The organism is Pseudobdellovibrio exovorus JSS (genome assembly GCF_000348725.1).
GTDB lineage: Bacteria > Bdellovibrionota > Bdellovibrionia > Bdellovibrionales > Bdellovibrionaceae > Pseudobdellovibrio > Pseudobdellovibrio exovorus.
On the sequence record NC_020813.1, the window covers coordinates 2,206,132 to 2,229,735 of the forward strand.

At 42.6% G+C, this 23,604-nt stretch carries 24 protein-coding genes; 11 read left to right on the forward strand and 13 right to left on the reverse strand.

Annotated features, from left to right (window positions below):
- Positions 1 to 80: 80 nt before the first annotated feature.
- The 4 genes from A11Q_RS10905 to A11Q_RS10920 all read left to right on the forward strand — a co-directional run bounded on the left by A11Q_RS10905 (position 81) and on the right by A11Q_RS10920 (position 3,716).
- On the forward strand, positions 81 to 1,484 hold the full coding sequence (locus A11Q_RS10905; RefSeq protein WP_015470871.1) for a sigma-54-dependent transcriptional regulator: 1,404 nt from the start codon (positions 81 to 83) through the stop codon (positions 1,482 to 1,484).
- 104 nt (positions 1,485 to 1,588) lie between these two features.
- Positions 1,589 to 1,906: a hypothetical protein gene (locus tag A11Q_RS10910; RefSeq protein ID WP_015470872.1), complete on the forward strand. Its 318-nt coding sequence runs from the start codon at positions 1,589 to 1,591 to the stop codon at positions 1,904 to 1,906.
- Between the two features lie 12 nt (positions 1,907 to 1,918).
- Positions 1,919 to 2,911, forward strand: a complete 993-nt coding sequence (locus tag A11Q_RS10915) for a M14 family zinc carboxypeptidase (RefSeq protein ID WP_015470873.1) — start codon at positions 1,919 to 1,921, stop codon at positions 2,909 to 2,911.
- On the forward strand, positions 2,895 to 3,716 hold the full coding sequence (locus tag A11Q_RS10920) for an alpha/beta fold hydrolase (protein ID WP_015470874.1): 822 nt from the start codon (positions 2,895 to 2,897) through the stop codon (positions 3,714 to 3,716). The genes A11Q_RS10915 and A11Q_RS10920 overlap by 17 nt, the downstream gene beginning before the upstream one ends.
- Before the next feature lie 38 nt (positions 3,717 to 3,754).
- Here the strand turns inward: A11Q_RS10920 and A11Q_RS10925 are convergent, their stop codons facing one another.
- The 3 genes from A11Q_RS10925 to A11Q_RS10935 are packed head-to-tail and all read right to left on the reverse strand — an operon-like array spanning position 3,755 to position 6,284.
- Positions 3,755 to 4,567 carry a hypothetical protein gene (locus A11Q_RS10925; protein ID WP_015470875.1) on the reverse strand — a complete coding sequence of 271 codons (813 nt, stop codon included), beginning with the start codon at positions 4,565 to 4,567 and terminating at the stop codon, positions 3,755 to 3,757.
- A gap of 24 nt (positions 4,568 to 4,591) precedes the next feature.
- Positions 4,592 to 5,425 carry a GNAT family N-acetyltransferase gene (locus A11Q_RS10930; RefSeq protein WP_051056769.1) on the reverse strand — a complete coding sequence of 278 codons (834 nt, stop codon included), beginning with the start codon at positions 5,423 to 5,425 and terminating at the stop codon, positions 4,592 to 4,594.
- Positions 5,352 to 6,284 (reverse strand): arginase family protein, encoded by a 933-nt coding sequence (locus A11Q_RS10935; RefSeq protein ID WP_015470877.1) that lies wholly within the window; start codon positions 6,282 to 6,284, stop codon positions 5,352 to 5,354. The genes A11Q_RS10930 and A11Q_RS10935 overlap by 74 nt, the downstream gene beginning before the upstream one ends.
- Positions 6,285 to 6,724: 440 nt before the next feature.
- Here A11Q_RS10935 and A11Q_RS10940 point away from each other — a divergent pair, with 440 nt between their 5' ends.
- The 3 genes from A11Q_RS10940 to A11Q_RS10950 are packed head-to-tail and all read left to right on the forward strand — an operon-like array spanning position 6,725 to position 9,034.
- The gene (locus A11Q_RS10940) at positions 6,725 to 7,288 is read left to right on the forward strand and encodes an aminodeoxychorismate/anthranilate synthase component II (protein WP_015470879.1); all 564 of its coding nucleotides are present in this window, start codon (positions 6,725 to 6,727) and stop codon (positions 7,286 to 7,288) included.
- A complete protein-coding gene (locus A11Q_RS10945) occupies positions 7,285 to 8,379 on the forward strand; it encodes a chorismate-binding protein (RefSeq protein ID WP_015470880.1) in 1,095 nt (364 codons plus the stop codon). The genes A11Q_RS10940 and A11Q_RS10945 overlap by 4 nt, the downstream gene beginning before the upstream one ends.
- On the forward strand, positions 8,372 to 9,034 hold the full coding sequence (locus A11Q_RS10950) for an aminotransferase class IV (protein WP_015470881.1): 663 nt from the start codon (positions 8,372 to 8,374) through the stop codon (positions 9,032 to 9,034). Before A11Q_RS10945 ends, A11Q_RS10950 begins: the two co-directional genes overlap by 8 nt.
- A 127-nt stretch (positions 9,035 to 9,161) precedes the next feature.
- Here the strand turns inward: A11Q_RS10950 and A11Q_RS10955 are convergent, their stop codons facing one another.
- The 8 genes from A11Q_RS10955 to A11Q_RS10990 all read right to left on the reverse strand — a co-directional run bounded on the left by A11Q_RS10955 (position 9,162) and on the right by A11Q_RS10990 (position 16,948).
- Positions 9,162 to 10,028 (reverse strand): lysophospholipid acyltransferase family protein, encoded by an 867-nt coding sequence (locus A11Q_RS10955; protein WP_015470882.1) that lies wholly within the window; start codon positions 10,026 to 10,028, stop codon positions 9,162 to 9,164.
- 4 nt (positions 10,029 to 10,032) lie between these two features.
- The gene (locus A11Q_RS10960; RefSeq protein ID WP_015470883.1) at positions 10,033 to 11,052 is read right to left on the reverse strand and encodes an L-threonylcarbamoyladenylate synthase; all 1,020 of its coding nucleotides are present in this window, start codon (positions 11,050 to 11,052) and stop codon (positions 10,033 to 10,035) included.
- Positions 11,049 to 13,577 carry an ABC transporter permease gene (locus tag A11Q_RS10965; RefSeq protein ID WP_015470884.1) on the reverse strand — a complete coding sequence of 843 codons (2,529 nt, stop codon included), beginning with the start codon at positions 13,575 to 13,577 and terminating at the stop codon, positions 11,049 to 11,051. The genes A11Q_RS10960 and A11Q_RS10965 overlap by 4 nt, the downstream gene beginning before the upstream one ends.
- Positions 13,574 to 14,245 (reverse strand): ABC transporter ATP-binding protein, encoded by a 672-nt coding sequence (locus A11Q_RS10970; RefSeq protein ID WP_015470885.1) that lies wholly within the window; start codon positions 14,243 to 14,245, stop codon positions 13,574 to 13,576. Before A11Q_RS10970 ends, A11Q_RS10965 begins: the two co-directional genes overlap by 4 nt.
- Positions 14,242 to 14,895 (reverse strand): arylesterase, encoded by a 654-nt coding sequence (locus A11Q_RS10975; protein WP_015470886.1) that lies wholly within the window; start codon positions 14,893 to 14,895, stop codon positions 14,242 to 14,244. The genes A11Q_RS10970 and A11Q_RS10975 overlap by 4 nt, the downstream gene beginning before the upstream one ends.
- A 68-nt stretch (positions 14,896 to 14,963) precedes the next feature.
- Positions 14,964 to 15,311 (reverse strand): RNA recognition motif domain-containing protein, encoded by a 348-nt coding sequence (locus tag A11Q_RS10980; protein WP_015470887.1) that lies wholly within the window; start codon positions 15,309 to 15,311, stop codon positions 14,964 to 14,966.
- Positions 15,312 to 15,484: 173 nt separating this feature from the next.
- The gene (locus A11Q_RS10985; protein ID WP_015470888.1) at positions 15,485 to 15,964 is read right to left on the reverse strand and encodes an FKBP-type peptidyl-prolyl cis-trans isomerase; all 480 of its coding nucleotides are present in this window, start codon (positions 15,962 to 15,964) and stop codon (positions 15,485 to 15,487) included.
- 81 nt (positions 15,965 to 16,045) lie between these two features.
- Positions 16,046 to 16,948, reverse strand: coding sequence for a hypothetical protein (locus tag A11Q_RS10990; RefSeq protein WP_015470889.1), 903 nt, complete (start codon positions 16,946 to 16,948; stop codon positions 16,046 to 16,048).
- 221 nt (positions 16,949 to 17,169) lie between these two features.
- On the opposite strand from A11Q_RS10990, the gene A11Q_RS10995 reads away from it, so the two are divergent.
- Together A11Q_RS10995 and A11Q_RS11000 are read left to right on the forward strand one after the other, a co-directional pair.
- Entirely contained in the window at positions 17,170 to 17,727 is a 558-nt protein-coding gene (locus A11Q_RS10995) for an HNH endonuclease (RefSeq protein WP_015470890.1), read from the forward strand.
- Positions 17,728 to 17,746: 19 nt separating this feature from the next.
- Positions 17,747 to 18,205 carry a GNAT family N-acetyltransferase gene (locus tag A11Q_RS11000; protein WP_015470891.1) on the forward strand — a complete coding sequence of 153 codons (459 nt, stop codon included), beginning with the start codon at positions 17,747 to 17,749 and terminating at the stop codon, positions 18,203 to 18,205.
- 1 nt (position 18,206) lies between these two features.
- Here the strand turns inward: A11Q_RS11000 and A11Q_RS11005 are convergent, their stop codons facing one another.
- Together A11Q_RS11005 and A11Q_RS11010 are read right to left on the reverse strand one after the other, a co-directional pair.
- Positions 18,207 to 18,983, reverse strand: coding sequence for a DUF1365 domain-containing protein (locus A11Q_RS11005; protein WP_015470892.1), 777 nt, complete (start codon positions 18,981 to 18,983; stop codon positions 18,207 to 18,209).
- Positions 18,980 to 20,236 carry an NAD(P)/FAD-dependent oxidoreductase gene (locus A11Q_RS11010; RefSeq protein ID WP_015470893.1) on the reverse strand — a complete coding sequence of 419 codons (1,257 nt, stop codon included), beginning with the start codon at positions 20,234 to 20,236 and terminating at the stop codon, positions 18,980 to 18,982. The genes A11Q_RS11005 and A11Q_RS11010 overlap by 4 nt, the downstream gene beginning before the upstream one ends.
- A 143-nt stretch (positions 20,237 to 20,379) precedes the next feature.
- Between A11Q_RS11010 and A11Q_RS11015 the strand changes: the two genes are divergently transcribed.
- Positions 20,380 to 22,020, forward strand: a complete 1,641-nt coding sequence (locus tag A11Q_RS11015; protein WP_015470894.1) for an amidohydrolase family protein — start codon at positions 20,380 to 20,382, stop codon at positions 22,018 to 22,020.
- A complete protein-coding gene (locus tag A11Q_RS11020; RefSeq protein WP_015470895.1) occupies positions 22,013 to 23,602 on the forward strand; it encodes an AmpG family muropeptide MFS transporter in 1,590 nt (529 codons plus the stop codon). The genes A11Q_RS11015 and A11Q_RS11020 overlap by 8 nt, the downstream gene beginning before the upstream one ends.
- The last annotated feature ends 2 nt before the right edge of the window (positions 23,603 to 23,604 follow it).

Sequence of the window (23,604 nt, forward strand, 5' to 3'; positions counted from 1 at the left end):
CTCCGTCAAAAATTAGGGTAATCTTAAGACAAAGGTCATTTGGTATAAAACGACCGGAACTTACCATGGAAGGAAGGTTCATGAAGCCTACACGCGTACTTATTTTAGACGATGAGTCAACCCTGAGAACAGCCCTATTTCGCTTACTCGATCGCAAAGGCTACCAAGTTGTAACCGCTCAACGTCTAGATGAAGCTCGCAGCTTTATGTCTCCTGAAAAACCTTTTGATATCGCCATCATTGATATGAATCTTCCAGATGGTAATGGTTTAGATTTTCTAACTGAAATTAAACGTGTATCCCCTGCGACTCAAGTGATCGTGCTGACTGGCTTTGCTTCTATTGATAGCGCTGTTCAAGCAACACAAAAAGGGGCTTACCACTTTTTAACAAAACCTTTCAACGTAGAAGAGTTAATGAGCTTACTTGATAAAGCCCTTACGCAAAAAAATCTAGAGCAGGAAAATAAGCAACTGCGTACAGAGTTGGGCTCTCGCTATCAATTCAACCAAATCATTGGTGAAAGTGAAGGAATCAAGCATTGTCTTTCTTTAGTAGAGCGAGTGGCTGACTCAGATTCAACAGTCCTTATTATGGGCGAATCCGGCACAGGGAAAGAGTTGATCGCACGCGCGATTCACTACAACTCAAACCGCGCTAAAGGCCCCTTCATTGCTATCAACTGTGGAGCTATCCCAAGTGAACTTCTAGAAAGTGAACTTTTTGGTCACGTAAAAGGAGCTTTTACAGGAGCGATCTCTAATCGTATTGGCCGTTTTGAAATGGCCGATGAAGGCACATTATTCCTAGATGAAATCGGCGATCTTGACCCAAGTATGCAAGTTAAAATTTTACGTGCATTGCAAGAGCGTATTTTCGAACCCGTGGGTTCAACAAAATCAGTACAGGTTAATGTCCGTGTCATCACTGCAACCAATGTCGATTTAGACAAAGCAGTAAAAGATGGACGGTTCCGTGAAGATCTTTACTATCGCCTGAACGTTATTCCAATTCAAATTCCAGCTCTTCGCGAAAGAAGAACTGACATCCCGCTTTTATTGAATCACTTTATGACTCAATTCAACCGCAACAAATCTAAAACCCTTACAGGTTTTTCTCACGATGCTATGAAATGCTTAGTGGGATACTCTTGGCCGGGAAATATCCGCGAATTGGAAAATCTGATCGAGCGTTTGAGTATTTTAAAAGGCTCTGGCTCTATCGACGTAAATGACCTTCCAGCCAAATACAGATCTGCTGTGGCTAACTTTGCAGAAACCGGAGCCGTTGAAATCCCTGAAAATGGTTTAGATTTTAATTCAGCTGTCGATCAATTCGAAAATGCTTTGATCCTAAAAGCCCTAGAAAAAACTAGCTGGAATAAAAACCAAGCCGCACAGCTTTTACGCTTAAATCGTACGACTCTAGTGGAAAAGATGAAGAAAAAGGGCCTTAAATCGTCACTTCCTGAAGCTGAACTGTAGACAATCCGGTAAAAACTATAGTCCGCGTAGAATCCTAACAGATCCCTAACACAAAACGAGCTCGCTTCTGTTATATTGCCCAGCAAATAGCAGAGGAGCTCTTTATGAAAAAACTTGCCGTTTTCGCCCTACTTCTTTCCCCTTTTGGACTAGCTCAAGCCAACTGCCTTGGTGAAGCCCAAATCATTGCAAAAGTTTCTGAAGTGACTAACTACTCAATCACGACATGTAAAGTGGCTATTGATTCATCATCAATTAAGCACTACAGCTCTAGCATGACTTGCCCCCTAGATATCGACGAAGTTTTAGCTAATGGTATTAGTGTAGGCTATATCAACGGACACGACTGCCCAGTGGGACGTGGTGATTCAATTTCGGGTATCGTAGTAAAAGATGCTCGCGGCAACTTGTATCTTGAGTAAAGATGCTCTGCTGTGAAGACGCTTGAAGACTTCATTGCAAAATATCAAAGTTATCAAGACCTTGCCACTGTACGTGTGCATTCGCATGTACAGTATGGCGAACAGAGTTTTCCTTTAGTTTCACTCCATTATGGAAATCCCGAAGCTCCGACACTTTTATTTGTCGGAGGCATTCACGGACTCGAACGCATCGGCGCCCAATTGAGTCTATCTTTACTGAATAGCTTCCACCAACGTCTGACATGGGACCAACCTTTAAAAGACATGCTTCAACATGTTCAGGTTGTTTTTATTCCTTTAGCTAATCCCTATGGTTATTTTGAAGTGATTCGTGGAAATGGTAACGGAGTAGATCTTATGCGAAATTCTCCGGTAGAAGCCGATGAAAAAGTTAATTTTCTTTTAGGTGGCCACCGCCTCAGTCGTAAAATTCATTGGTATCGTGGCAGCGAAATGCAACAGGAAACTCGCTTCATCACCGATACCGTTCAAGATATTTTAAAAAAATCTAACTGCCTGATTTCAATCGACGCTCACTCTGGGTTTGGGTTCCGTGATCAGCTTTGGTTTCCCTTTGCAGGCAGCCGAAAAGAATTTCCCTTGCTGAATGAACTCTATCTTTTCTTTGAGCTTTTTCGTCAAAGCCATCCGTATCACATTTACAAGATTGAACCTCAATCTAAAAACTATCTAACTCACGGAGACATCTGGGATCATTGTTTCCTCAATATACGCCAGCCTCACCAAATCTTTCTGCCGCTGACTCTTGAAATGGGCTCTTGGATTTGGGTAAAGAAAAATCCTCTACAGCTTTTTTCTAAAACCGGATTATTTAATCCCATCAAAGAACATCGCTTAAATCGAACTTTACGTCGCCATCGTCCTTTTTTTGATTTTGTACTTCATAGCTTGGCCTCTAGCGATGTATGGACCTCACGCTCTGTTGCCCAGAGCTTTTTAACCAATGAACGTGCACGAATGAAATACTATGGCTCAAACAAATAATCCTCATCATGCTCCGCAAATTTTTCCTCGTAAATGGGTTCTATTACGAGGACTGATGCGCAGCCAGTTTCACTGGTTGGATTTTGCAGAAAAAATTCAAACAGAACTTCAGCTTGAAGATGTTGTCAGTGTTGAACTCGCTGGAAATGGATTCCTTCATACAGAAGAAACACCCCACAGGATTGAGGTCGCCGTTGAACAGTTGCGCTCGCAGGTTTCTTTTCTGCAGCAAAAAATTTCAACCCAACAGCAAATGTCAGCAAGCCCCGAGATTGGGTTAATCGGCATTTCAATGGGCGGCATGATCGCTACGCGCTGGGCACAGATGTACCCACAAGAGGTAAGTTCATTAGTGCTGATCAACTCAAGTTCTTCGTTAAGTCCGTTTTACCAGCGCCTGCTTCCTCGTAACTATTTTCCCTTGTTGAGGCAACTTTTAATCGGAGGAGCCGATGCCGCCGCGATTGAACACTTTGTTCTATCCCATACATCCAATGATTCAACTAAGTGGTCTACGATACTTTCCAAATATATTGAATTTCAAAAACAGCATCCCGCTTCCTTTAAAAATTTCATTCGTCAACTGCGCCTGACATCGCAAGTAGATTTTAAAATTGTTCCCAATGGCAAAAAGTTGGTCTTAGCCGCGAAGGAAGATCGCTTTGTCAGTGTTCAATGCAGTCAAAAAATAGCCGCGGCATGGAACTGCCCTGTCGCCTATCATACCACAGCAGGACACGATTTGCCCCTAGATGCTCCTGATTGGATTATTCAACAAATAAAGAAATGGTCACAAATCACATAGCCTGAACTGCGAAAGTACAACTAATAGTTATTACTGTCTTAGCGAGTGTGATAGGCCTGCTCAAAATCCACTGGCGATTTAGGTCTATATTTCTTCGTCTGCTGCGACATCAACAGATCCGATTCCGCTTGGGTCACCGTCAGCAAATCATCCCATGCTTTTTTTCGTGGTGCGGATTTAAAATCTTTTTGTGATTTCCAATTGGTATAAATCACCTCGTAATTTTCATTGACGAGGACAATACACCCTTGAATACCGACGTAGGCACCGAACTCCTGTATACGTTGCAAACGAGACTTTAGATTTTTTAAATAGACGTCTGAAGCTAACGATGCACGACGTGTTCTGATTTCGACATAATTGACCCCTTGAGCCCAATTAATAGGTGTGGGTAACACCTCATAGGCCGTGTTCGAAATCAGTGTCTCTTCCGCTTTCAAATCAGCGAGCTTAACGAAAGGTGCACTTTTCGAATTTGCACGATTGAAGACATCCCAATGGGCATCGCTGTACGACTTTCCCTCGGCCGTTTCGCGGATACGTCTGTAATCCGATTCACTGCTTAAGGCCACTAAGGCCAATTCATGTGGTATGTAGCTAGGACTTTCTTTAGGCGGAATAATGACGATGTAATTACTCAAAGCTTTATTCTTTACGTACAAATCGACAGTGCCTGTCATAAATACAGGTAAAGCCGACAGCATCTGCTCGGGAGTGTCTTTTGAAAACCCCTGCCAAACTCGAAAGTAATTCGCTTTAAAATATTTCTGAGTATTCCCAGTTCCTTGGGCTTGTGCGCACACACTGCCAAACAAAACGAAAAGAGTCCAAAATAGTGGTGATATTTTCATCTCTTTATTTTCGGCATTTTAATTCTATAAATTGAATTTTTTCACAAGCTTCTGATCTAAATTCTGGCGTTCCAAAATGGTTACAAAATCCAGACACTTGAAATCATTATCTAATGCTGGATAACTGGCTACTTTCGCACCCGACTTAATATAGGATTTAAGCAAAGAGGGAATCAAGTCTTCAGCCTCTTGCATTTGCTCTGGATTAAGACCTTTAGCGAAAGCCATCAGCCAAAATAGTAAATCCGGCATTTGATACTTTTCATGGGGATAAAAAATCTCTGCAGAAAGCATCTGCTGAGCTTCAAAATATTTAAATAGTAGCGCCGCAGAACGGGCATCCGTCACTTTAACACTCGAACAACCGATGAGCTTTGCCGCTCCCATGAGTTTCATATAATCGGCAATACCTCGCCACAATAAACTTAGTACCACGCCACGGCGATGTTCCCGATGAATACAAGCTCGGCCTAGCTCTACAAATGAATCCCGTTGATTCGATAGCCACTCGGTCAACTCAAACTCGGACTCGGTGTAAAGACTTTCTGATGTTTCAGAAAAATTCATACGATAAGTTCCGATCACCTTTTGTGTCGGCTGATGAATAATAATTAAGTGATCACAATAGTGATCATATTTATCGAAATCCAATCCGCTTTTTTTAGGGAGGCCAGCCATTTCATGGCAAAAAACTTCATAGCGTAAGCGAAAGCACTCTAGAACCTGCGATTGGTTTTGCGCGACTTGTAGTTTATAAGGTCCGACTTCAATGTTCAGCTCGGCCTTACTCTTCCAATTGGAAAGACCGGTGTAATAAACGCGTCCCTTTTTCACTAATTGATCGATCATTGAAACCATGAATTGCCCCCTGTGTTTTGTACCCATTTAAAATTTCTTTAAATAACTCGATGCCGATTTGTGCTGTGGCCATCACGTCGTGGGCCTGTTGAAAAATCTGTGGATTGAGTTCGACATACTCGTAACTGACGATTTGTGACTGAGATTGCACCTGACATATTAAATCGCGTACCACTTGATACTGTAATCCCTGCGCCACAGGAACTCCTGTCGACGGAGCAATCATCGGATCAAAGCCATCGCAATCAACACTGAAATGCACCTTGGCTCCTTTAACTGCACAGGAAACTTTTTGTATGATGGTCTCTGGAGTCTTATGAATCTGCTCGGCGGTATAATACGTGATGCCCTGCTGATCTAGATACTCTTGTTCCGCCTGATCTAAATCACGCACTCCAAAATAAATTAGATTTTGTGGTTTCAGGCGCTCTGTGAACCACGGTAGATGATCTGCATTTTCTGCCCCTAACAAATACGCCAATGGCATTCCGTGATAGGACCCTGTCATGGAACTGGCACGGGTGTTGACATCCCCATGGGCATCCACCCAAATCACTTTTAAATCGGGCTCTGCTCGTAGCAGCCCTTGCACAGAACCAATCGACAGCGAATGGTCCCCACCAGCAATAAAGATCGGATTCGCGCGACGTAACTCACGTTCCGTCAACCAACTCAGTTCTTCATAAATGGAAAATGGCATGTGCTTCTGAGATTGAGATACTTGCACGGAGTACGTGTTAAATTGAAATCCCTGATCCAGCAATGACTGCCGTAGAAAGGCAGGTCCCAGTGCTGTGCCAAAATTCTTCTGACCTTGATAAACCGGAGCCTCTATGTACGAAAAGCGGTGATCTAACATTGAATCCAGTTAAACATCAAACCGAACCAGACCGAAGTCAGGATTCGGTTAAGGGGCCCATCTTGACAGAATCCTGTTAGTTGCCATTTAGTCTTTGATCTAGTTTCTTATTTTCCTATTTAAAGCCGTTGATCTTCACTTTAATTTACATATTATATACATATATAAGTTATATGTAATTTTATAGCTTATAAAATCAAAATATATAGAGGGGTCTATATGAAGTCCATCATCAGCTCGAGGGGTTTTGTTTCTAAAAAAAGAAATTATTTCGATAAGTTAAACCTTATTATCTGGTTCGCCCAGCTTCTTTTAAGTCTGGCTGTGGCCATGAGCTGATTGTCATTTCAAGATAGCCCGCATCGCTCCTCCCTTAAACTTTCTGTGGGATCTGTCTATATGATTTTGTCCACTCTACTTTTATGCTAACTTGGGCTTCCATGAAGTCCATACTGATTGATCACGATGATTCTTTTACCTACAACCTTCGGCATTGGCTTAAACCCTTAAGCTCTGAAGTGACTATTGTGAATCATCGCGAACTATCTTCCGCACCCGATCTGCGTGCGGATTTTTTTATTCTGTCACCGGGACCCAAGAAGCCAGAGGACTATACCGACGTACTTCACTTTTTAGGACGTCTTTCCAGTAAGACTCCTGTGTTCGGAGTTTGCCTTGGACTACAACTGATGGTGCACAGTCATGGTGGAAAGGTGCAGCCGTATTCTCCTCCACTTCATGGAAAGAAATCAAAACTCAAAGTTCTTTCGGAAGAGCTTCACCTGCTACAGGGCAAAGAAGTCGCTCGTTATCATTCCCTATATTGCACGGACTATCCAGCAGAAGAGTTTGAAACTTTAGCTGTGGCTGAAGAGGATCAGTGCCCTATGTGGTTACGTCATCGTCAGAAAAAATGGCTCGGAGTTCAGTTTCACCCCGAATCGTTTCTAACGGAAAAACCCGAACTGCATTTGCAAATTGTGAAAGACTGGCTGAACGCATGAAACCAGTGGTTTGCTTTTATCAGGACGATGTCTTTATCTACAGCCAGAACTACAATCTGTTCCGCTGCCCACCAGAAAAAAGTATTTCTGACTTTTTGAATGAAATAGAACATTCCTTTAAAACTGATCTTAAAGTCGTGCAAGTTAACTTTGAATATGAAAACCAAGAGCTGTTCAAACATCAAAAAAATCTGTATCCCAGTGATAAGTGTTCGGTTTTTATTTTAACCCAACACGAAATGCTGTCGACCGACAAGCTCTTAGAAAAACTACGCAGCCATCAATCCGAATCAGCATTTGAACCACCGCTTTTAAAAAGTTTAGAATCGCAAGCTGATTACGAACGCAAAGTCCACTTTATTAAAGAGCAGATAGCACAGGGTCGGTTGTATCAGGTCAACTTAACGGCTCCACTGGCAGGCTCTACGACTGCTAATGGTGCAGATATTTTTAGTCTTTATCAGAATCGGTTTTCGGCTCCCTATGCCGCGCTTCTACCTTTAGCAGAGTATGATCTGATTAGTTTTTCTCCGGAGCTGTTTTTAAAAAAGACTGGTACTAAATTAAAAACTCAGCCCATCAAAGGCAGTGCTTCGCTGGAAGATCCATCAGCCAAAGATCTGATCACAAGCAAAAAAGAAGAGGCCGAACTTTCCATGATCGTTGATCTTCTTCGCAATGATTTTAATCGCATCGAAGAAGATCATTCGGCTAAGGTTACGTCTCACCGCGCGCTGCTGAAACTCAAATACATCCAACACACCTATTCTGAAATCGAAATCGAAACCTCAAAAGGACTGGCAGAAATTCTGGAAGCCACAGCACCTGGGGGTTCTATTTCTGGTTGTCCTAAAATAGAAAGCCTGAACCTGATAGCAGAACTAGAACCCTATCGCCGTCAGGCCTATACAGGATGCCTTGGTTGGTGGGCCCATAACAGCTTCTGCTTAAACCTCAGTATCCGCTCTTTTATGAAGTATCAAGATCAGCTTTTCTATCATTCAGGTGGTGGAATTGTTTACGATTCTTCCCCAGAAAAAGAGTGGCAAGAATTTCTTTTAAAAACAGGAAGCCTGACAACCCATGAGTAAGGTGTCTTCTGCTTTCGATATTTTAGATACGTTCAAAATTGAGCGACAGAAAATCGCTTTAAAAGAATTCCATATCGAACGCAGTTGGGACGCCCTGAACTTCTTAAACTCAGCCGTAGCCTCTGAGAAAACAAAACAGCTTGAACACATCTATTCAGAAATAGAAAAACAGAATCCAGAAGGCTGCTACCGCCTGATTTTTCACACACAAGGCCATCCAAAGCAGCACCTGCAATACACATTAGAGCCACGCGAGCTGGACCCATTGCCTTCCACAATTCGCCTGTATCCGTGGACAGATCAACGGCCACCGGAAGCTCTGGACCAATTTAAATGGAGCTCACGGGAGCGCTGGGCTGATCTGACAAGGCACCTGCCGGACTCAGCCGATGATCTTTTACTGGTAACACCGACCGGACACATTAAGGAAACGAGCCGTTTCAATGTATTTTGTTTTTCCCCAGCCGAGAGCTGCTTTTATACTCCCACCTTACAGGTCGGCTGTCTGAATGGAGTCTTTCGCCGAGCTGTATTGAAAAATAAAGTACTTCCATACCCTACCTACGAAAAAGATCTGACCTTATCCAGCACCTCAGAAATGCAGATTTTTGTGGGGAATGCCGTTCGCGGATTAATACCTGCAAAAATTCTTTAGTTATTTTCTAAAAAAATGCCAATGACCTATTAAGTTTTTTCAGAATAATCCGAAAACAACTTTATGATTATCAAATACTTTTCAGCACTTTTTTTGGCGTACATGTTAATTTTTGCGACGATTTCAGCTAATGCACATCTTTGGCAGTAGTCGCCATTAGATTTTGTGGACGCACCCGAGTGGCATCCAGATTCATTTCTGGGCGAAAGGGTTCAAATTTAGCACTGACCATTCCATGCAACATCTTCGCTAGCTCTGATCGATCATCTTCTGCTTTTGGATACACCATCGGTAAAAATTCAATTTCACATGTGACCGAATCTAATTTCAACGACCGCCAAATAGCAGGTAAGAACGTTTCACTTCCATACCAACAAACAGAATCACGATGTTCAAATAGGACTGGTTGGTGATTGATTTGTCTGAAGTTAAAAACAAATGGACGAATTGGCTTTTCCGCCAATCCAGCCGCCATGATCAACGTTTTTTTAAATGGCAAAACTTGTTCGCCATCAGAAGCCACCGACTCAGCATAAAGCACAACACGGAAGCCCTCTTTTAAAACATTCACAATGTCTTGAAGTTCATGTTGAATCGACATTCTGTTCTTACGATTGACATAGGCGCAGCCACCAAGTTCAGCAATTTGCCCTAAGACAGGAGTCTGCTTCATTTCTAATGACGTAATAAAAACATTACTTCTTAAAGCACATAGACAAACGATATCAATAAAACCCATGTGATTTCCGACCAATAAAGCGGACTCATCTTCTGAAATATTTTCGCGGCAGATTAGCTCCACATTGAATGCCTTGATAATTTTTTTGCAGGTCATGTGAGCTTTGTTCGTTAACTGACGTCGGCGCTCGACAGGGTTCGGTGTTCTTTTGTAAATAATGGCGGCCTTTGCAAAGAAGACCAGTACCACAAAGGCAAATCGCAACAGGCGAAAAGCCGCTCGAATATTAAGGTAAAAAGAATGAAACACCTGCATGTATCTAGTCTAAAATTAAAGAGGCGGCTTTGTACAGCCTATCAAAGACACTTTCCCACATTTCACCCTGATGATGGGGCATTTGAATGAAACAAAGGGCATCTGGCATGCGCTGGCTGGCTGCTCGCAACTGCGAATACAGCTCGCGCGCGGCCTGTGCAGGGTCGTCGGAAAGCTTAAGAAACTCAATCTTGCTTATAGGCTGCTTGGGTTTAACAATTTTAACCCCTTCCACCTCGTCCGGTAACTCTTTTAACTTTTGATTCAAATGGGATGTCAAATCTGAAAGCTTCATGCGAGAGTTACGACAAACCACCAAAGGTACCTGTGGCATATAATGATGTTTCATATGACCAGGGGATTCTTTTTTATCCACTGATTCTACCCATTGATATGTCAAATCACTATCGGCTAAAGCTTGCTCGATTTGGGATTGTAGGATTGCACCCTTACGCAAGATAGAAAGTTCGTAGCGGGCGTCGATATTTTTTACCAAAAGCACTGTCGACTCGATACCAATCTGACTGGAATCCCCATCTAGAACAAAGACCTTATTTTGGAACTCATCGCGCACGTGCTGAGCTGCTGTCGGACTAGTTCGCCCAAATAGATTCGCACTCGGTGCCGCTAAAGGAACACCCACACGGCTGATCAAGCTCTGAGCCACTGGATGTGCTGGCCAACGTAATCCCACATTAGGAAGTCCCGATGTAATCAGATCCGATATCAACGGCGACTTCGGCATCACTAAAGTCAAAGGGCCGGGCCAAAATTTTTTCACTAACAAATCACACATAGCATGCCACTGTTGCACACAACTTTGCGCTTGTTGAACTGAGGACACATGTACAATTAAGGGATCAAAAAAAGGACGCTTTTTAACACTGAAGATTTTTTTTATGGCGACTTCAGAGTCAATACGAGCTGCCAGTCCATAAACAGTTTCTGTCGGCATAGCCACAACCTCATTCTTCAGAATAAGGTTAACAGCCTGATCTAATTGTTCTGACATCTCTTTTTTCATATTTGTCTTATCAAATCCATCGGATTTAATTTTTTCAGTGGTTTAAGGCCAATGTAAAGAGCCAAAGCACACACAGGAATCAAAATCGCCCCTAACAAAAGCAGATATTGAATATCATAAACAGTTGTCAGATCAAAAGAAACTGTGATTACAATCCATGCCATTACAAGTCCTAATATGACACCAAAAACAATAGAAGTGGTCATCAACAGCACAAATTGAGTCAACACCACCTTCAAAACTTGCGCATTAGTGGAGCCCATAATCTGCAACAGGTTCATCTCTTGTAGGCGCTCTTTAATTTGTGTGTTGAGCAAAACAACGAAAACAAAGAGTCCCACAAGCACCGCTAACCATGCCATGAACTGCAAACCAATCGACATCTGCTCAATGTACTTTAGCGAATTTTCAACAGTAGACGTCACATCTATGATCGAGACATTTTTGTAGTTCGTCGCCACCCGTCTTTGAAATTCTTTCACCACAGATCTTTGTTCACTCGAGATAGACGTTAGAAATATCTGAGGAGCCTCTTCTAAAACCCCTTTAGGGAATAAAATAAAGAAGTTAGGTTGAAAGCTCGTCCAGCGCACTTGGCGCAAAGAAGACACGATAGCTTTTAGTTCTACGCCCTGAACATCAAAGGTGACAATATCACCTATATCGATACCCACTCGTCCAGCGTAGCGTTTTTCTAAAGATATCTGTGGTAGCGATTCTGGATTTTCTTCAGAAAAGTCCGTTTGAAATTTACCTTTGATCAGATCTTCAGAGGCTTGCAAGTGATCACGATACGTTAGGTTGATACCGCGATTTCTAAATCGCGCCTCATCATCGGCTTCACGTGTTTGAATTTCACCCGTCTGCACAGCACGTTCGTAGTTCTCTTCGTTCACTTTTAAAATACGAGATCGGACCAGAGGACTTAACTCAAGATCTTGTTTCAATAGCTCTTGTGATATTGCCTGCAAACCCTGAACTTGCTCTGGCTGAATATCAAATAAAAACAAACTCGGTATCTGTGACGAAACATCCGGTCTGATTTCATTTATAATCGACGATTTCACATGAGGTAAAAGACTTAACACCAGAGTTGCAAGACTCATCGTGGTAAATACCAATCCCGCTGACGCTGGCTTACGCGTAAGTCCCCGCACCGAGTAGCGAGTCAACCAACCAAAACGAGAGCTCATCTTTTCAAGGAAGTATAAAATCACGCGATTGATAACTTGGAAGAAAATGATCAACCCCACTAAAGCGATCGAAAACAGACTGCCGACCTTGAACGAATTGCTCTGCCAAACAGACAATCCCCAAAAGACTAAAACAGAGGAAACCAACCAGAAAAAATAAGCCCAGCTTTTTTTAACTCGCGTTTCGACATTTTGGAACAACATCAAAGGGCGTAAATCCACAATCTGAATGATTTGAGGAACCACCATCAGCATTGGCCCCAGTACGGCAATTAAGCAGGTCACAATCAGAGCTTTCAAACTGAAGACTAAGTTAATCGGCAGATTAAACTCTTCTGTGATCACCCGTTGTAAGATAGGTAAGACGCCCTGAACTAGTAAATATCCCAGAAAGCATGCCAGTAAAGACAGAATAAAGTTTTGCAATAAATAGATCCCAACGATCTTTTCATCGCTTAATCCTAGAGTTTTATATATGGCGATACTTTTTTTCTTATTTAAGAACGTCCACTGCAAAAGATAGCTTCCACACAAAAAGCAAAGACCTAAAGCGACTAAGGCCACCAGTCCCAGATAATCTGTGAAGTACTTTAAAACACGATTAGAATCCTGCGCGCTGTCTTTGGTGTTTTCAATTCGAACAACAGGGTCCACGATCAATTTTTCTAAATTAGACTTAGCTGAAACCACATCATAAGTCGGCGCTGTTTTGTAGGACCAATACTCAGTGAATGTACTTCCTGGCTTTAGCAAACCCGCGTCTATCAAGAAGTTCTTGTGAATTAAAACCCGCGGAGCAAATCCCGTCCCACGAAACAGACGGCTCGGGTCCTCAACAATCACACCGGAATAGGCAAAACTGCTTTCACCAATTTCGACTAAGTCCCCGATTTTAAGATCTAACATCTCTTGAATTTCAGGATCTACCCAAACACGAGCGCGATCACTAGCAAACGGCCCGTCGGATAATTTAAATTGTCCATACAATGGGTAGTTGTCATCGAACACTCCGACGCTAGTCAGTTTTGAATCGGTCGGCGTTCGCAGCATCGAAAACATACTGTAAAAATGTGAACTCTTTTCGAATTGAATCTGTGATTCCCACGCCTGTCGTTCTTGCTCACCAAACGCTCGTCGCGCGCTGATAGAAAGGTCTCCGCCTAGAATAACCTGAGCCTTTTCGGCTGACTGCTGTAAAAGGCTTTGTTGGAATATCTGAAGTAAAAAGAATCCCACAATCCCTAAAGCTAAGTTCAGCACTAGAAATAAACTGATATTGCGATAGCGAGCTAATTCCAAGAAAGCTAAGCGCAGTAGATTTTTTAAACTCATGCTAAGCTCTGATCAAAGTTTCCATTTTTCAGAACAACAAGGCGATCACATCGCTTAGCTAATTCCATATCATGGGTAACAAGTACTGTAGTTGTTTTTGTCGATCTGACTTGTTCGAAAAACAGATTCATCACTTTTGCGCCAGTTTCACTATCTAAGTTTCCTGATGGTTCATCCGCCAACAATAAGCTAGGACGAGCGATCAAACCTCGCGCTAACGCCAAACGCTGACACTCTCCACCACTCATTTCCGTTGGTTTATGAGTCACACGATGAGCTAATCCCACGTTATCTAATGCTGTTAAAATTTCTTCTTTATTAAAATCACGATCTAAAATTTCTAACGGCAGGCAAAGATTTTCGTAAGCTGTTAAATGGGAAACAAGATGAAATTGCTGAAAGACGAAACCTATATTCTGCGCGCGAAAGTGAGTCATCTGTACGCGATTTAATTTTTTGATCGACTGGTTATTAATCACGATATCACCATCATCAAAATAATCTAATCCTGCAACTAGGCTTAGAAAGGTCGACTTACCGCTACCTGAGGCTCCAACGACCGCTACGATTTCAGATGTTTTCACCTCTAAGTTAAGATGGCTTAAAATTGTTAGACTCTCTTGCCCTTGGCGATAGGTTTTCTTTAGATCATTAATTAATAAACTCATTTCAACCTCGGTAATTCTTTCTTTAAGAACTTATAGATATTATCAGCGATGATCTGATGCCCTTTTTCATTCGGGTGAATTCCGTCCGGCTGATTCAGTTTAGCTTGTCCTGCAACATCATTTAATAAGAAAGGTGCTAAAAGCACCTTATGCTTCTTTGCTAGTTTTGGAAAAATAGCGGCGAACTGAGTGTCATAGTTCTTGCCGTAGTTCGGAGGAACATGAAGTTGCCCCAGAATGATTTTGATTTTTTGTTCTGCGGCCCAATCTAAAGCCACACTCAGATTCTTTTCAGTTTCTTCAACCTTTAATCCGCGCAGGCCATCGTTACTGCCCATAAGAATAAAGACGACATCCGGCTTTTCACGATTGATCCACTTGAGGCGACTCAGTGTTGAGGCACTGGTAGAACCACTGGAGCCTGAGGCTGTGATTTGCCATTCTGATTTATCCTCTTTGAACTTCTTCTGAATGATTTGCGGAAACGAAGCTTCTTGAGCCACGCCATAACCTTCAGTTAATGAATCCCCTAAGAAGATCAACTTCTTTGCGAGGCCCACTGAACTTTGTAAAATCAAAAATAGAAAAAGAGAGATTTTAAGAGGAGTTAAAAACTTATCACGACGATAAAAAAATAAGATCCTAAGCATAGCCTAGGATCTTATTAGATTTTGTAGATAAAATCAGTAAACTTTGCCGTAATTACACGGCTAATCGACTAGTAGTTACCACCGCCGAAGCCACCGCCGTCACGACGAGGACCACGACCGCCACCACCGAAACCACCGCCATCACGACGAGGTCCACGAGGACGATCTTCTTGAGGCTTAGCTTCAGAAACACGCACTGGACGACCAGCGATTGTTTGACCGTTCATTTTGTTTACTGCTTCGTCAGCTTGAGAATCGTCTTCGATTTCTACGAATCCGAAACCTTTGCTACGACCAGTCATACGATCCATAACTACGCGTGCAGACGCGATGTTACCGAAAGATGTGAATGCCTGCATTAATTCATCATCAGTTACAGAGAATGCTAAGTTCCCTACATAAAGTTTTTTTGCCATTTCGTTCCTCCGAAGGCTGTTTTAGTTAAAACCCCGGACACGACGCAAGAAAGGTAACTCACTTACATAAAGACGGGATCTGAATATTAGGCTAATTTGGGCCCAATCTTCAGACAAGAACTTGTCACAAAGCTGGACCAAGATCAAGAGGCCAATTTGGGCCTATTTTGGAACTAGTGATGGTGGGCGTGGCCATGCAACCCATGGGCATGACCATGCTGAATTTCTTCCGCCGTAGCTAGTCGAATCAGCATAACTTCCACATCAAACACTAAATCCACACCTGCTAACGGGTGGTTACCATCTAGCGTCACGTGCGTATCACCAATTTTAGTCACTTTAACCACTTTAACTTGATTCTGAAGTTGGAGTTGCAAATGGCTCCCCACATCAATTTTAAGGTGGGCTAGCTCTTCTTTTGGCACTTCCATGATCATATCTTGGCGGAAATCACCATAAGCATCTTTGGCAGCCAGAGTTACCTGTTGCTTATCACCCTCAGTCATTTTAACCAAAACCGCTTCTAAAGCTGGAATGATCTGCTGTTTGCCTTCTAAAAATGGCATCGGCTGATTCGGCTCTGACGCATCAATAAGCTCACCCTGAGCATTTTTAAGTACATAATTAAAAGCAATAACACGAGTTTCTGACATGATTTCTCCGATTTGTATTTCGAGCCTAAGCTGTAGCGTGTATCAGCGACGGGTACAAGAAAAAATAACAAATACTGATGGCTAAGTTCCACAACGATCAAAGCTGATGCTCGATTGGGCTGTATCAAATTGTACAGTTGCCGTTCCACAACCTGTTAGCTGAATCGAACTACTATTTCCATCTGAACAACTTCCTGTCCACGTCCCCATTGTCGGACAATTACAATCTGCTACCCAAGTAATTGCACTTGGAACATAAGTACAAGAAATCGAGCTGCGGTTATTCACTACACGCAACTCTCCCCCATTCAGGACACGACCGGGACGATCTGCTCCTGTAACCGTAATCGCAGAAGTCGTTTGTGAGGTTAAATCCATCAGAACAACCGCACTTGCACCCGTGAATTTACGATTGATGCCATCGCTTGATAAAGAAAAAACTTTTGGTGCTGCAGCAGAAACAAGCGTCAATCTTTGCCCGACAGCTCCTGTTTTTGTAATACTAAGTGTAGCCCCCAAACGCCCCGTAGCTGTTATGCTAGGAACACTCGTAATAGTTTCTGATGCCGTCGCAAGCAAACAAGCTGAAGCCGATGCCCATTGCAAAGTGGATGTGCCTCCAAAAGTCATGCTACCAATTGTACAACCACTAAAATTTTTTCTTCGGGCATTCGCCGCCGTAGTTCCGCAGTTGGAAAAACTCATTGTTGAACAAGAGGCTGCCCATGCTTCAGGTAAAAGTAGGCGTGCAATTAACGTCGGCTCAATGTCCGCCGGTGAATACTGGCGAAAATGACGTTCTACAGATTTTTCAATAGAAGATATACTTGGAGTACCCGCTCCAAACTCATCTACGGATGCCATGAAGTCCCCGACTTGCTGAGCCACTTCTAAACCATCAGGACTAATAAACTTGTCGGATGATGAATTACTGCAAGAAACAAAAAAAATCATCACGATGATTCCACTTATCATCATCTTCATAAGCAACTCCTATGCTTGCGTTTACCCATTGCCTGCCGTATTTACAGAGCGCGAATTCTTTTATCCTATAGAATGATTGAGTGGCATAAAAGCCCCTTGGACCTAGGGCGATTTTATCTCAAAACGAAACAGTTGTTTTTTAGATTTCCCTAGACCTTTATACAGGGGCTGAAATCATATCTGCTTGAAAAATAATCACATTAAAACTTATACTTATATATATGATGACGGCTGACGGTGTCCTCTCTATAAGCCTAAAAGCTCTGGTTCTAAATGCCAGCTACGAGCCCCTGCGAATCATCTCATGGCAAAAAGCGCTGCTGATGTGGTTCCAAGAAAAAGTAGAAATCTTAGAATATCACACGGCTATGGCTCGTTCTGTGACTAACTCTTTTCAATTGCCTAGCGTGCTCCGATTGAAAGCCTATGTGAAACCTAAAAAATTAGATGGCGTTCGTTTTTGCCGCGAAAATGTTTACATTCGTGATAACTACACCTGTCAGTATTGCGCCGTGAAGTTCACTTACAAAGAGCTAACCATTGATCACGTATTACCGGCATCACAAGGTGGTCCGAAGACATGGACCAATATTGTGACCGCCTGTCGTTGTTGCAATCAAACTAAGGCCAATCGCACCCCAGAAAAAGCTAAAATGCCTCTGCTGAAACAGCCCAAAGCGCCCCAATGGCTACCCGTCATTGACTTTCATTTGGATGAAGAAAAAGAGGCTAAGGCACCTCCGACATGGAAAGATTATTTGAGATTCAAAACAAATTAATTTGTGCTATCACTAAGTGATGGGCACAACTGAATCTTATAAAACTCTACTTATCAGCACCGAACAAACATACGACTTACGCGACCGCGTTTTAAGAGGACCGCGTCCACCAGAATCTATCTATTACCCAGGTGACGAGGTGGAAACCACATTCCATGTAGGCGTTGTGCAAGGTGATCGTGTTTTAAGTAATGGAACTTTCATGAAACAATCCCACCCTCACTTCCCCGATTCTAAATCTACTTATCGTCTACGAGGAATGGCCACTGATCCTGAATTCCAAGGACAAGGCTTCGGGCAATTGGTCATCAACGCCGCTTTAGAAGAGTTGAAACTGCGCAAAGCTGACTTAATTTGGTTTAATGGCCGCACAAGTGCGGAAGCTTTCTATCGCAAATTAGGATTTCTAGTGGAAGATGAAATTTTCGATATCCCTGGAGCCGGCCCACACAAAGTCATGTATAAATCGTTGGTGTAATTTATTTATTTCTTGTCACTTCGTTCTGAGGCTTTTGCGGTTTTGTATAAAACTGAACTTTTTTAAACCAAAGCCTCAGAGCTTGATAGTGAATCCGCAAAACCACCAATGGAGTCATCCATCCATAGCGAAGCAACAGTTGCAAACGACTTAAACTTTCAAGCGATTTTTTTTCACCTTTGATCCACGTATTCAGTCTTAATTTCCCATCGTGCTGCAACAGCTTGATGTGGGATGAAATACGCTGTTTATCTAAAACAAAACAGAATTCATAGATCCCCTGAACATCAAAAAATGGGGAAACATGAAATTCTTTTTGCGCCTTTAATTTTTCTTTATTTAGGTCCGCGCCTTGCTGATGCAACCAATAATAGTGTTTTTCACCGAAGGTGTTATTCACTTCACACAAAACGGCATCCAGCTTTTGCCCACGAAAGAAATACCAAAAACTTACGGGATTAAAAACATAACCCCACATTCGAGGTAGAGTTTGCAAATAAACCGACTCGGCTTCGTAATCGAAACGACTTTTTACAAACTGATGAATTTCTTCCGCTAAACTCTGAGGTGATTTTTTATCCAGCGACAAGTAATCTGAGGATTTAAAACTCAGTAGCCATCCAAACTGATGTTTAAGCTTCTGTTTTAGTTCGGCTTCACGTGTAACATCAAAAAGAATATTTAAAACCGGATACTGAAAGCTGTTGGGCTGAGTCTCTTGTCTTGAGTGATAAACAAGGCTCTCTAAAAAAAATATCTGCTCCTGCACGGAACTCATGAAACCATCCACGGCGGGTTTACTTCTAAACGCTCGGCCACTTTAACGGCGCTCAGTAATCCATCTTCATGAAATCCATAGCGCGTCCATGCTCCTGCAAAATAAACGTCGTGCAATCCTTGTATATCACCAATATTGGCTTGAGCGTCTATAGCCGCTTGATCAAATATCGGGTGATGATAGGTAGCTTCTAACAGGTTAGCGTCTGGATTTCGCATTGGATTCAGTGTTAGCAAAATATTATCTTTGGTCTTGAGCTCTTGTAAGCGATTCAGAAAATAGGTCAATGCCACTTTAGCATGGGGTGCGGATTTTAAGTTAGCCTGCACATTCCACGACGACCAACATTTTTTTGAGCTTGGCATGAATTGTTGATCTTTGTGTAAAACAGCTCTGTTCTTTTCAGACTTGAATGCACTCAGAATCTTTTCTGTTGCAGAACTTTCTGACTGATACATCTTTTGTGTCATCTGCGGTTGGGTCGCAAAAATAACTTTATCAAAAGTGTAAGTGTTGCGATTCGAAATAAGCTCTAACTGACCCGCACGGCGTTTAACACTGACAACTGGCTCACTCAGATGAATGTTTCGAATTTTCTGCGCTATTTTTTGCACATAGTTCACAGAACCATTTTTGACAGTCCTCCAAACAGGGCGATCATTCACTTGCAGCAATTTGTGATTGATAAAAAATGTCAGAAAGGTCTCGGCCGGAAAATCCAACATCGCCTTTTCTGGCGTGGACCAAATTGCTGCGAGCATTGGCAGGATGTACCACTCCTGAAGCTCAGGGGAATAGCGTTGCTGCCGAAATAGCTCTTGCACTGTCCAGCGATGGCGACGGGCTAAATCCCGATTGGGTTCCGCCTGACGATGAAACCTGAGGATATCGTAGACCAATCTATAAAAACGAGGGTTGAAAATGTTTTTTCTTTGAGCAAAGACCGTATTGAGGTTATCCCCCGCCCACTCTAAGCCCACATTGGGCTCTTGAATCGACAAAGACATATCCGAAGGAATCGTTTCAACGTCTAAATACTTAAAAAGCGATTTCAAGTGTGGATAAGTCAGATCATTGTAGACCAAAAATCCTGTATCGACATTAAAGCTTTCACCTTGGTTCTGAATAGACGAAGTGTGCGCATGCCCACCTAAGCGGTTGTCCGCTTCGAACAAATGCACTTCGTATTTTTGCTCGAGCATCAAGGCACAGCCTAACCCGCTAATCCCCGAACCAACCACAGCTACTTTCATGAAAAACCCTCAAAACTGCTCTCAGATTAGTTATTTTTTTTAAGATTTCAATCGAGATGAGCGACTGCGTCTGCGTGCATAAAAAATATATACATCGTTCGCAAGTAGCGCTAGCGTGGAATGAGCCACACAGAGGGAAATCCATGACTACAACCTCCACTCATAATTTATTAGTTAAAGAATTTATAGAAATTGTATCTGAGACCAACGGCATAGCGCTGATTGACACTTTAGATCTGATGCTTTCATCTTCGCTTAAAGCAAAAAGTGCCGAAGCTTACAGATGTATTGCTGAATACCGCGAGCTTCTAGATAGTTTTATTATCAACAAAATCAGTATCAATGTTTTAAAGAAGCATGAATTCAACTTAGTTCTGGAAGAGTTCTTTCGCCGCTTCCCTTTAAAGTTTAAAGAAGAACACATCCATCTTTCAGGCTCATTGACTGCGGAATTTATCTGGAAAAAAATCCAGCCTCTTTTAAGCGGTCCTCATAAAGAGATCTACGAGAAAAAAATCAAGCGTGTCTATGGCGAGCAAGCATGGCCCATTCAATCCGCTGAAGATGTGGATAAATTAATCCGCTTGCAGGAAGACGAAGGGTTCACCACTTATTTGCGCATTCTTTTCTTAGCTAGCTTGATTTTTATTTCAAAAGAAGCCCACGCTGAGGCCGCTTATCATATGGCCAGTGAACTTTACTTGAAGCACAACGTGGGTTCTATTCGTCTGAAGTTTATGTTAAATCGTGCCACTTCAAAATCTGACGATCAAATTCCTGGTTTAGATCAGGTGACTTCAGAAGATGTTCTACTAGGCCTATTTGAAGGCTTCAAAAAATTCCAAAAGGAATACCCAGACTTCAAATTTATTCTGTCACCATCTTTCCGTAAAGAGAGTAACTACTTCGATAATTCACGATTTAATCACCGCAAAGAACATTTCATGCAACAGATCGATGAAATTCTGGGATTAATCGATAAATATCCATTCTTAGCTGAGCACGTAAACGAAGTGGATACAGTGGGCGATGAAAAAGAGATGTACCGCAAAGAGCACTTCTTTGAATTGCAACACGGATTTCGTCGTCTGCAGTATCGTGGATTTAAAATTAAATCCCATCATGGCGAAACATGGCACACCTTAAAAAAGGGGATTCAAGCCGTCGACAATGCCATGAATATTTGGAATATCGATGCCTTAGAGCATGGGATCAGCTTAGGGATAAATCCTAACTTGTATTTTCACCAACTTTACCAACGCGTTGTTTTAAATAACCTATCAGGAATTCCTGTAGAGGTTGGAACTACGGATTACAAAGAACTTGTGGACCTACAGTGGAATCACAGCGCCCACGTCTTACAGAAAATCCTAAACGGAGAACTTCTGAGTGAAGCCGACCGCACATTGTTCTTAAAAACAAAATTCCATGCGGCCCGCGAGATTGAACAATATCAACATGATGTTTTAAATCGTCTGATCCAAAAAGGTGTTTCACTTATCACCCTGCCGTCTTCGAATAACAAGCTGACAGGTAAGTTTAAAGATTACAAAGATCACCCTTTTTCTTGGTGGGAGAAAAAGAACATCCACCTTGGAGTCGGTACTGACAATTACATCACATTGAATACAAACTATGTTCAAGAAATGTTGATCTTATTGCTAACTGACCCTCATAATTTAAAGATAACGAAGCTGTTAATGGTCACAACAGGGGAAACTCGCCGACCATTTATCAGTCAATTGCTTTGGAAAATGCGAAAGGACGTCAATTCCCATGTTTAACCAGCTTAGCAACTTACGTAGCACTCCTGCATGGAGGCTTACTATCATCTTGATTCTGGGTTTTGCCAGCGGCCTTCCTTTAGCCTTAACAGGACAAAGTCTTCAGGCATGGCTAACTGTCGATAACATCGATATCGCCACTATCGGGTTCTTTAGCTTAGTGGGTTTACCTTACACGTTTAAATTCTTATGGGCGCCGTTGATGGATCGCTTCGAGCCACCATGGCTAGGACGCCGTCGTGGTTGGTTACTGCTGACTCAATTAGCTTTGGCGGGAACTTTGGCGTTAATGTCTGGCCTGTCACCAAGTGCTCAGACTCAAGCTTTCGCTCTTGTTGCCGTTTTGATCGCGTTTCTATCCGCGTCTCAAGACGTGGTGATTGATGCCTACCGCACAGATGTTCTAGATCCAAAAGAACGCGGTATCGGAGCGTCTTTAACGGTATTTGGTTATCGTATGGCCATGATTATTTCCGGTGGTATTGCTTTCGTTTGGGCTGACCCCGTTAATGGCTATGGCTGGAGCTGGTCAAAAATTTATATGATCATGGCTGTGATTATGTTAATTGCTGCTGCGATTTCATTAGTCTTCTTACCTTCTGTACCAAAAAGTATGACGGCACCCAAAACCAATGCCAAGAATGACCTTATTGGTTTCTTTGCCTTAGTTATTGCCGTGGCTGTGGGTTACCAGTTCACTGTGCATATTGCGACTCCATTGGCAGAAAATTCGTTATTAAGCCTCTTCCCACCTGATGCAGATGGGGCCGCTAGCTCTAATGTTAAAAAGTGGGCTGATCTGATTTCATTACTTTTGGGAATCGGTTTTACTGTGCCTCTGGCATGGTGGGCTTCTAAAAAAGCAAAATTTGAAACACTTCATACCTCACTAGCCAACTACTTCAGTATGAAAGGGGCTATCAGCTTCTTAGCCCTGATTATCTTGTACAAACTTGGCGATGCCTTCGCCGGTTCACTGTTAACTCCGTTCTTGATCAAAGGTGCCGGTTACGCTCAGGCTGAAATTGGCGTCGTCAATAAAGTGATCGGAATGTGGTTAACGATTTTCGGAGCCATCTTTGGCGGGGCTTTAATGATGAAGCTCGGCCTCTATCGCTCGCTGTTCTTATTCGGTGTCCTTCAACTGCTTTCAAACTTAAGCTTCTGGTTAGTCGCTGTCTTAGGCAAAGGCTCTTGGGGTTCATTCCAACTACCCGCTTTTGATATTATGATTGTGGCTTTGAAAGAAGCGACCGAAGTGGATTGGCTACTTCTATTTGCTATCGGAAGTGAAAATGTGACCGGAGGAATGGGAACAGCTGCTTTTGTGGCCTTCTTGATGGCTCTGTGTAATCAAAAGTTCACAGCAACTCAGTACGCTCTTCTATCGGCCTTTTCGGCTGTGGGACGCGTGTGGGTGGGCCCATTAGCGGGAGTTCTGACAGGGACTATCGGATGGCCTATGTTCTTTATCTTTTCAACACTGATGGCACTTCCCGGTTTATTCATTCTTTACAAATTAAAGGATGTTATTAAACAGTTGGAAGCACCGAAGATATCACTAGCTGACGCTGACGACTAAGT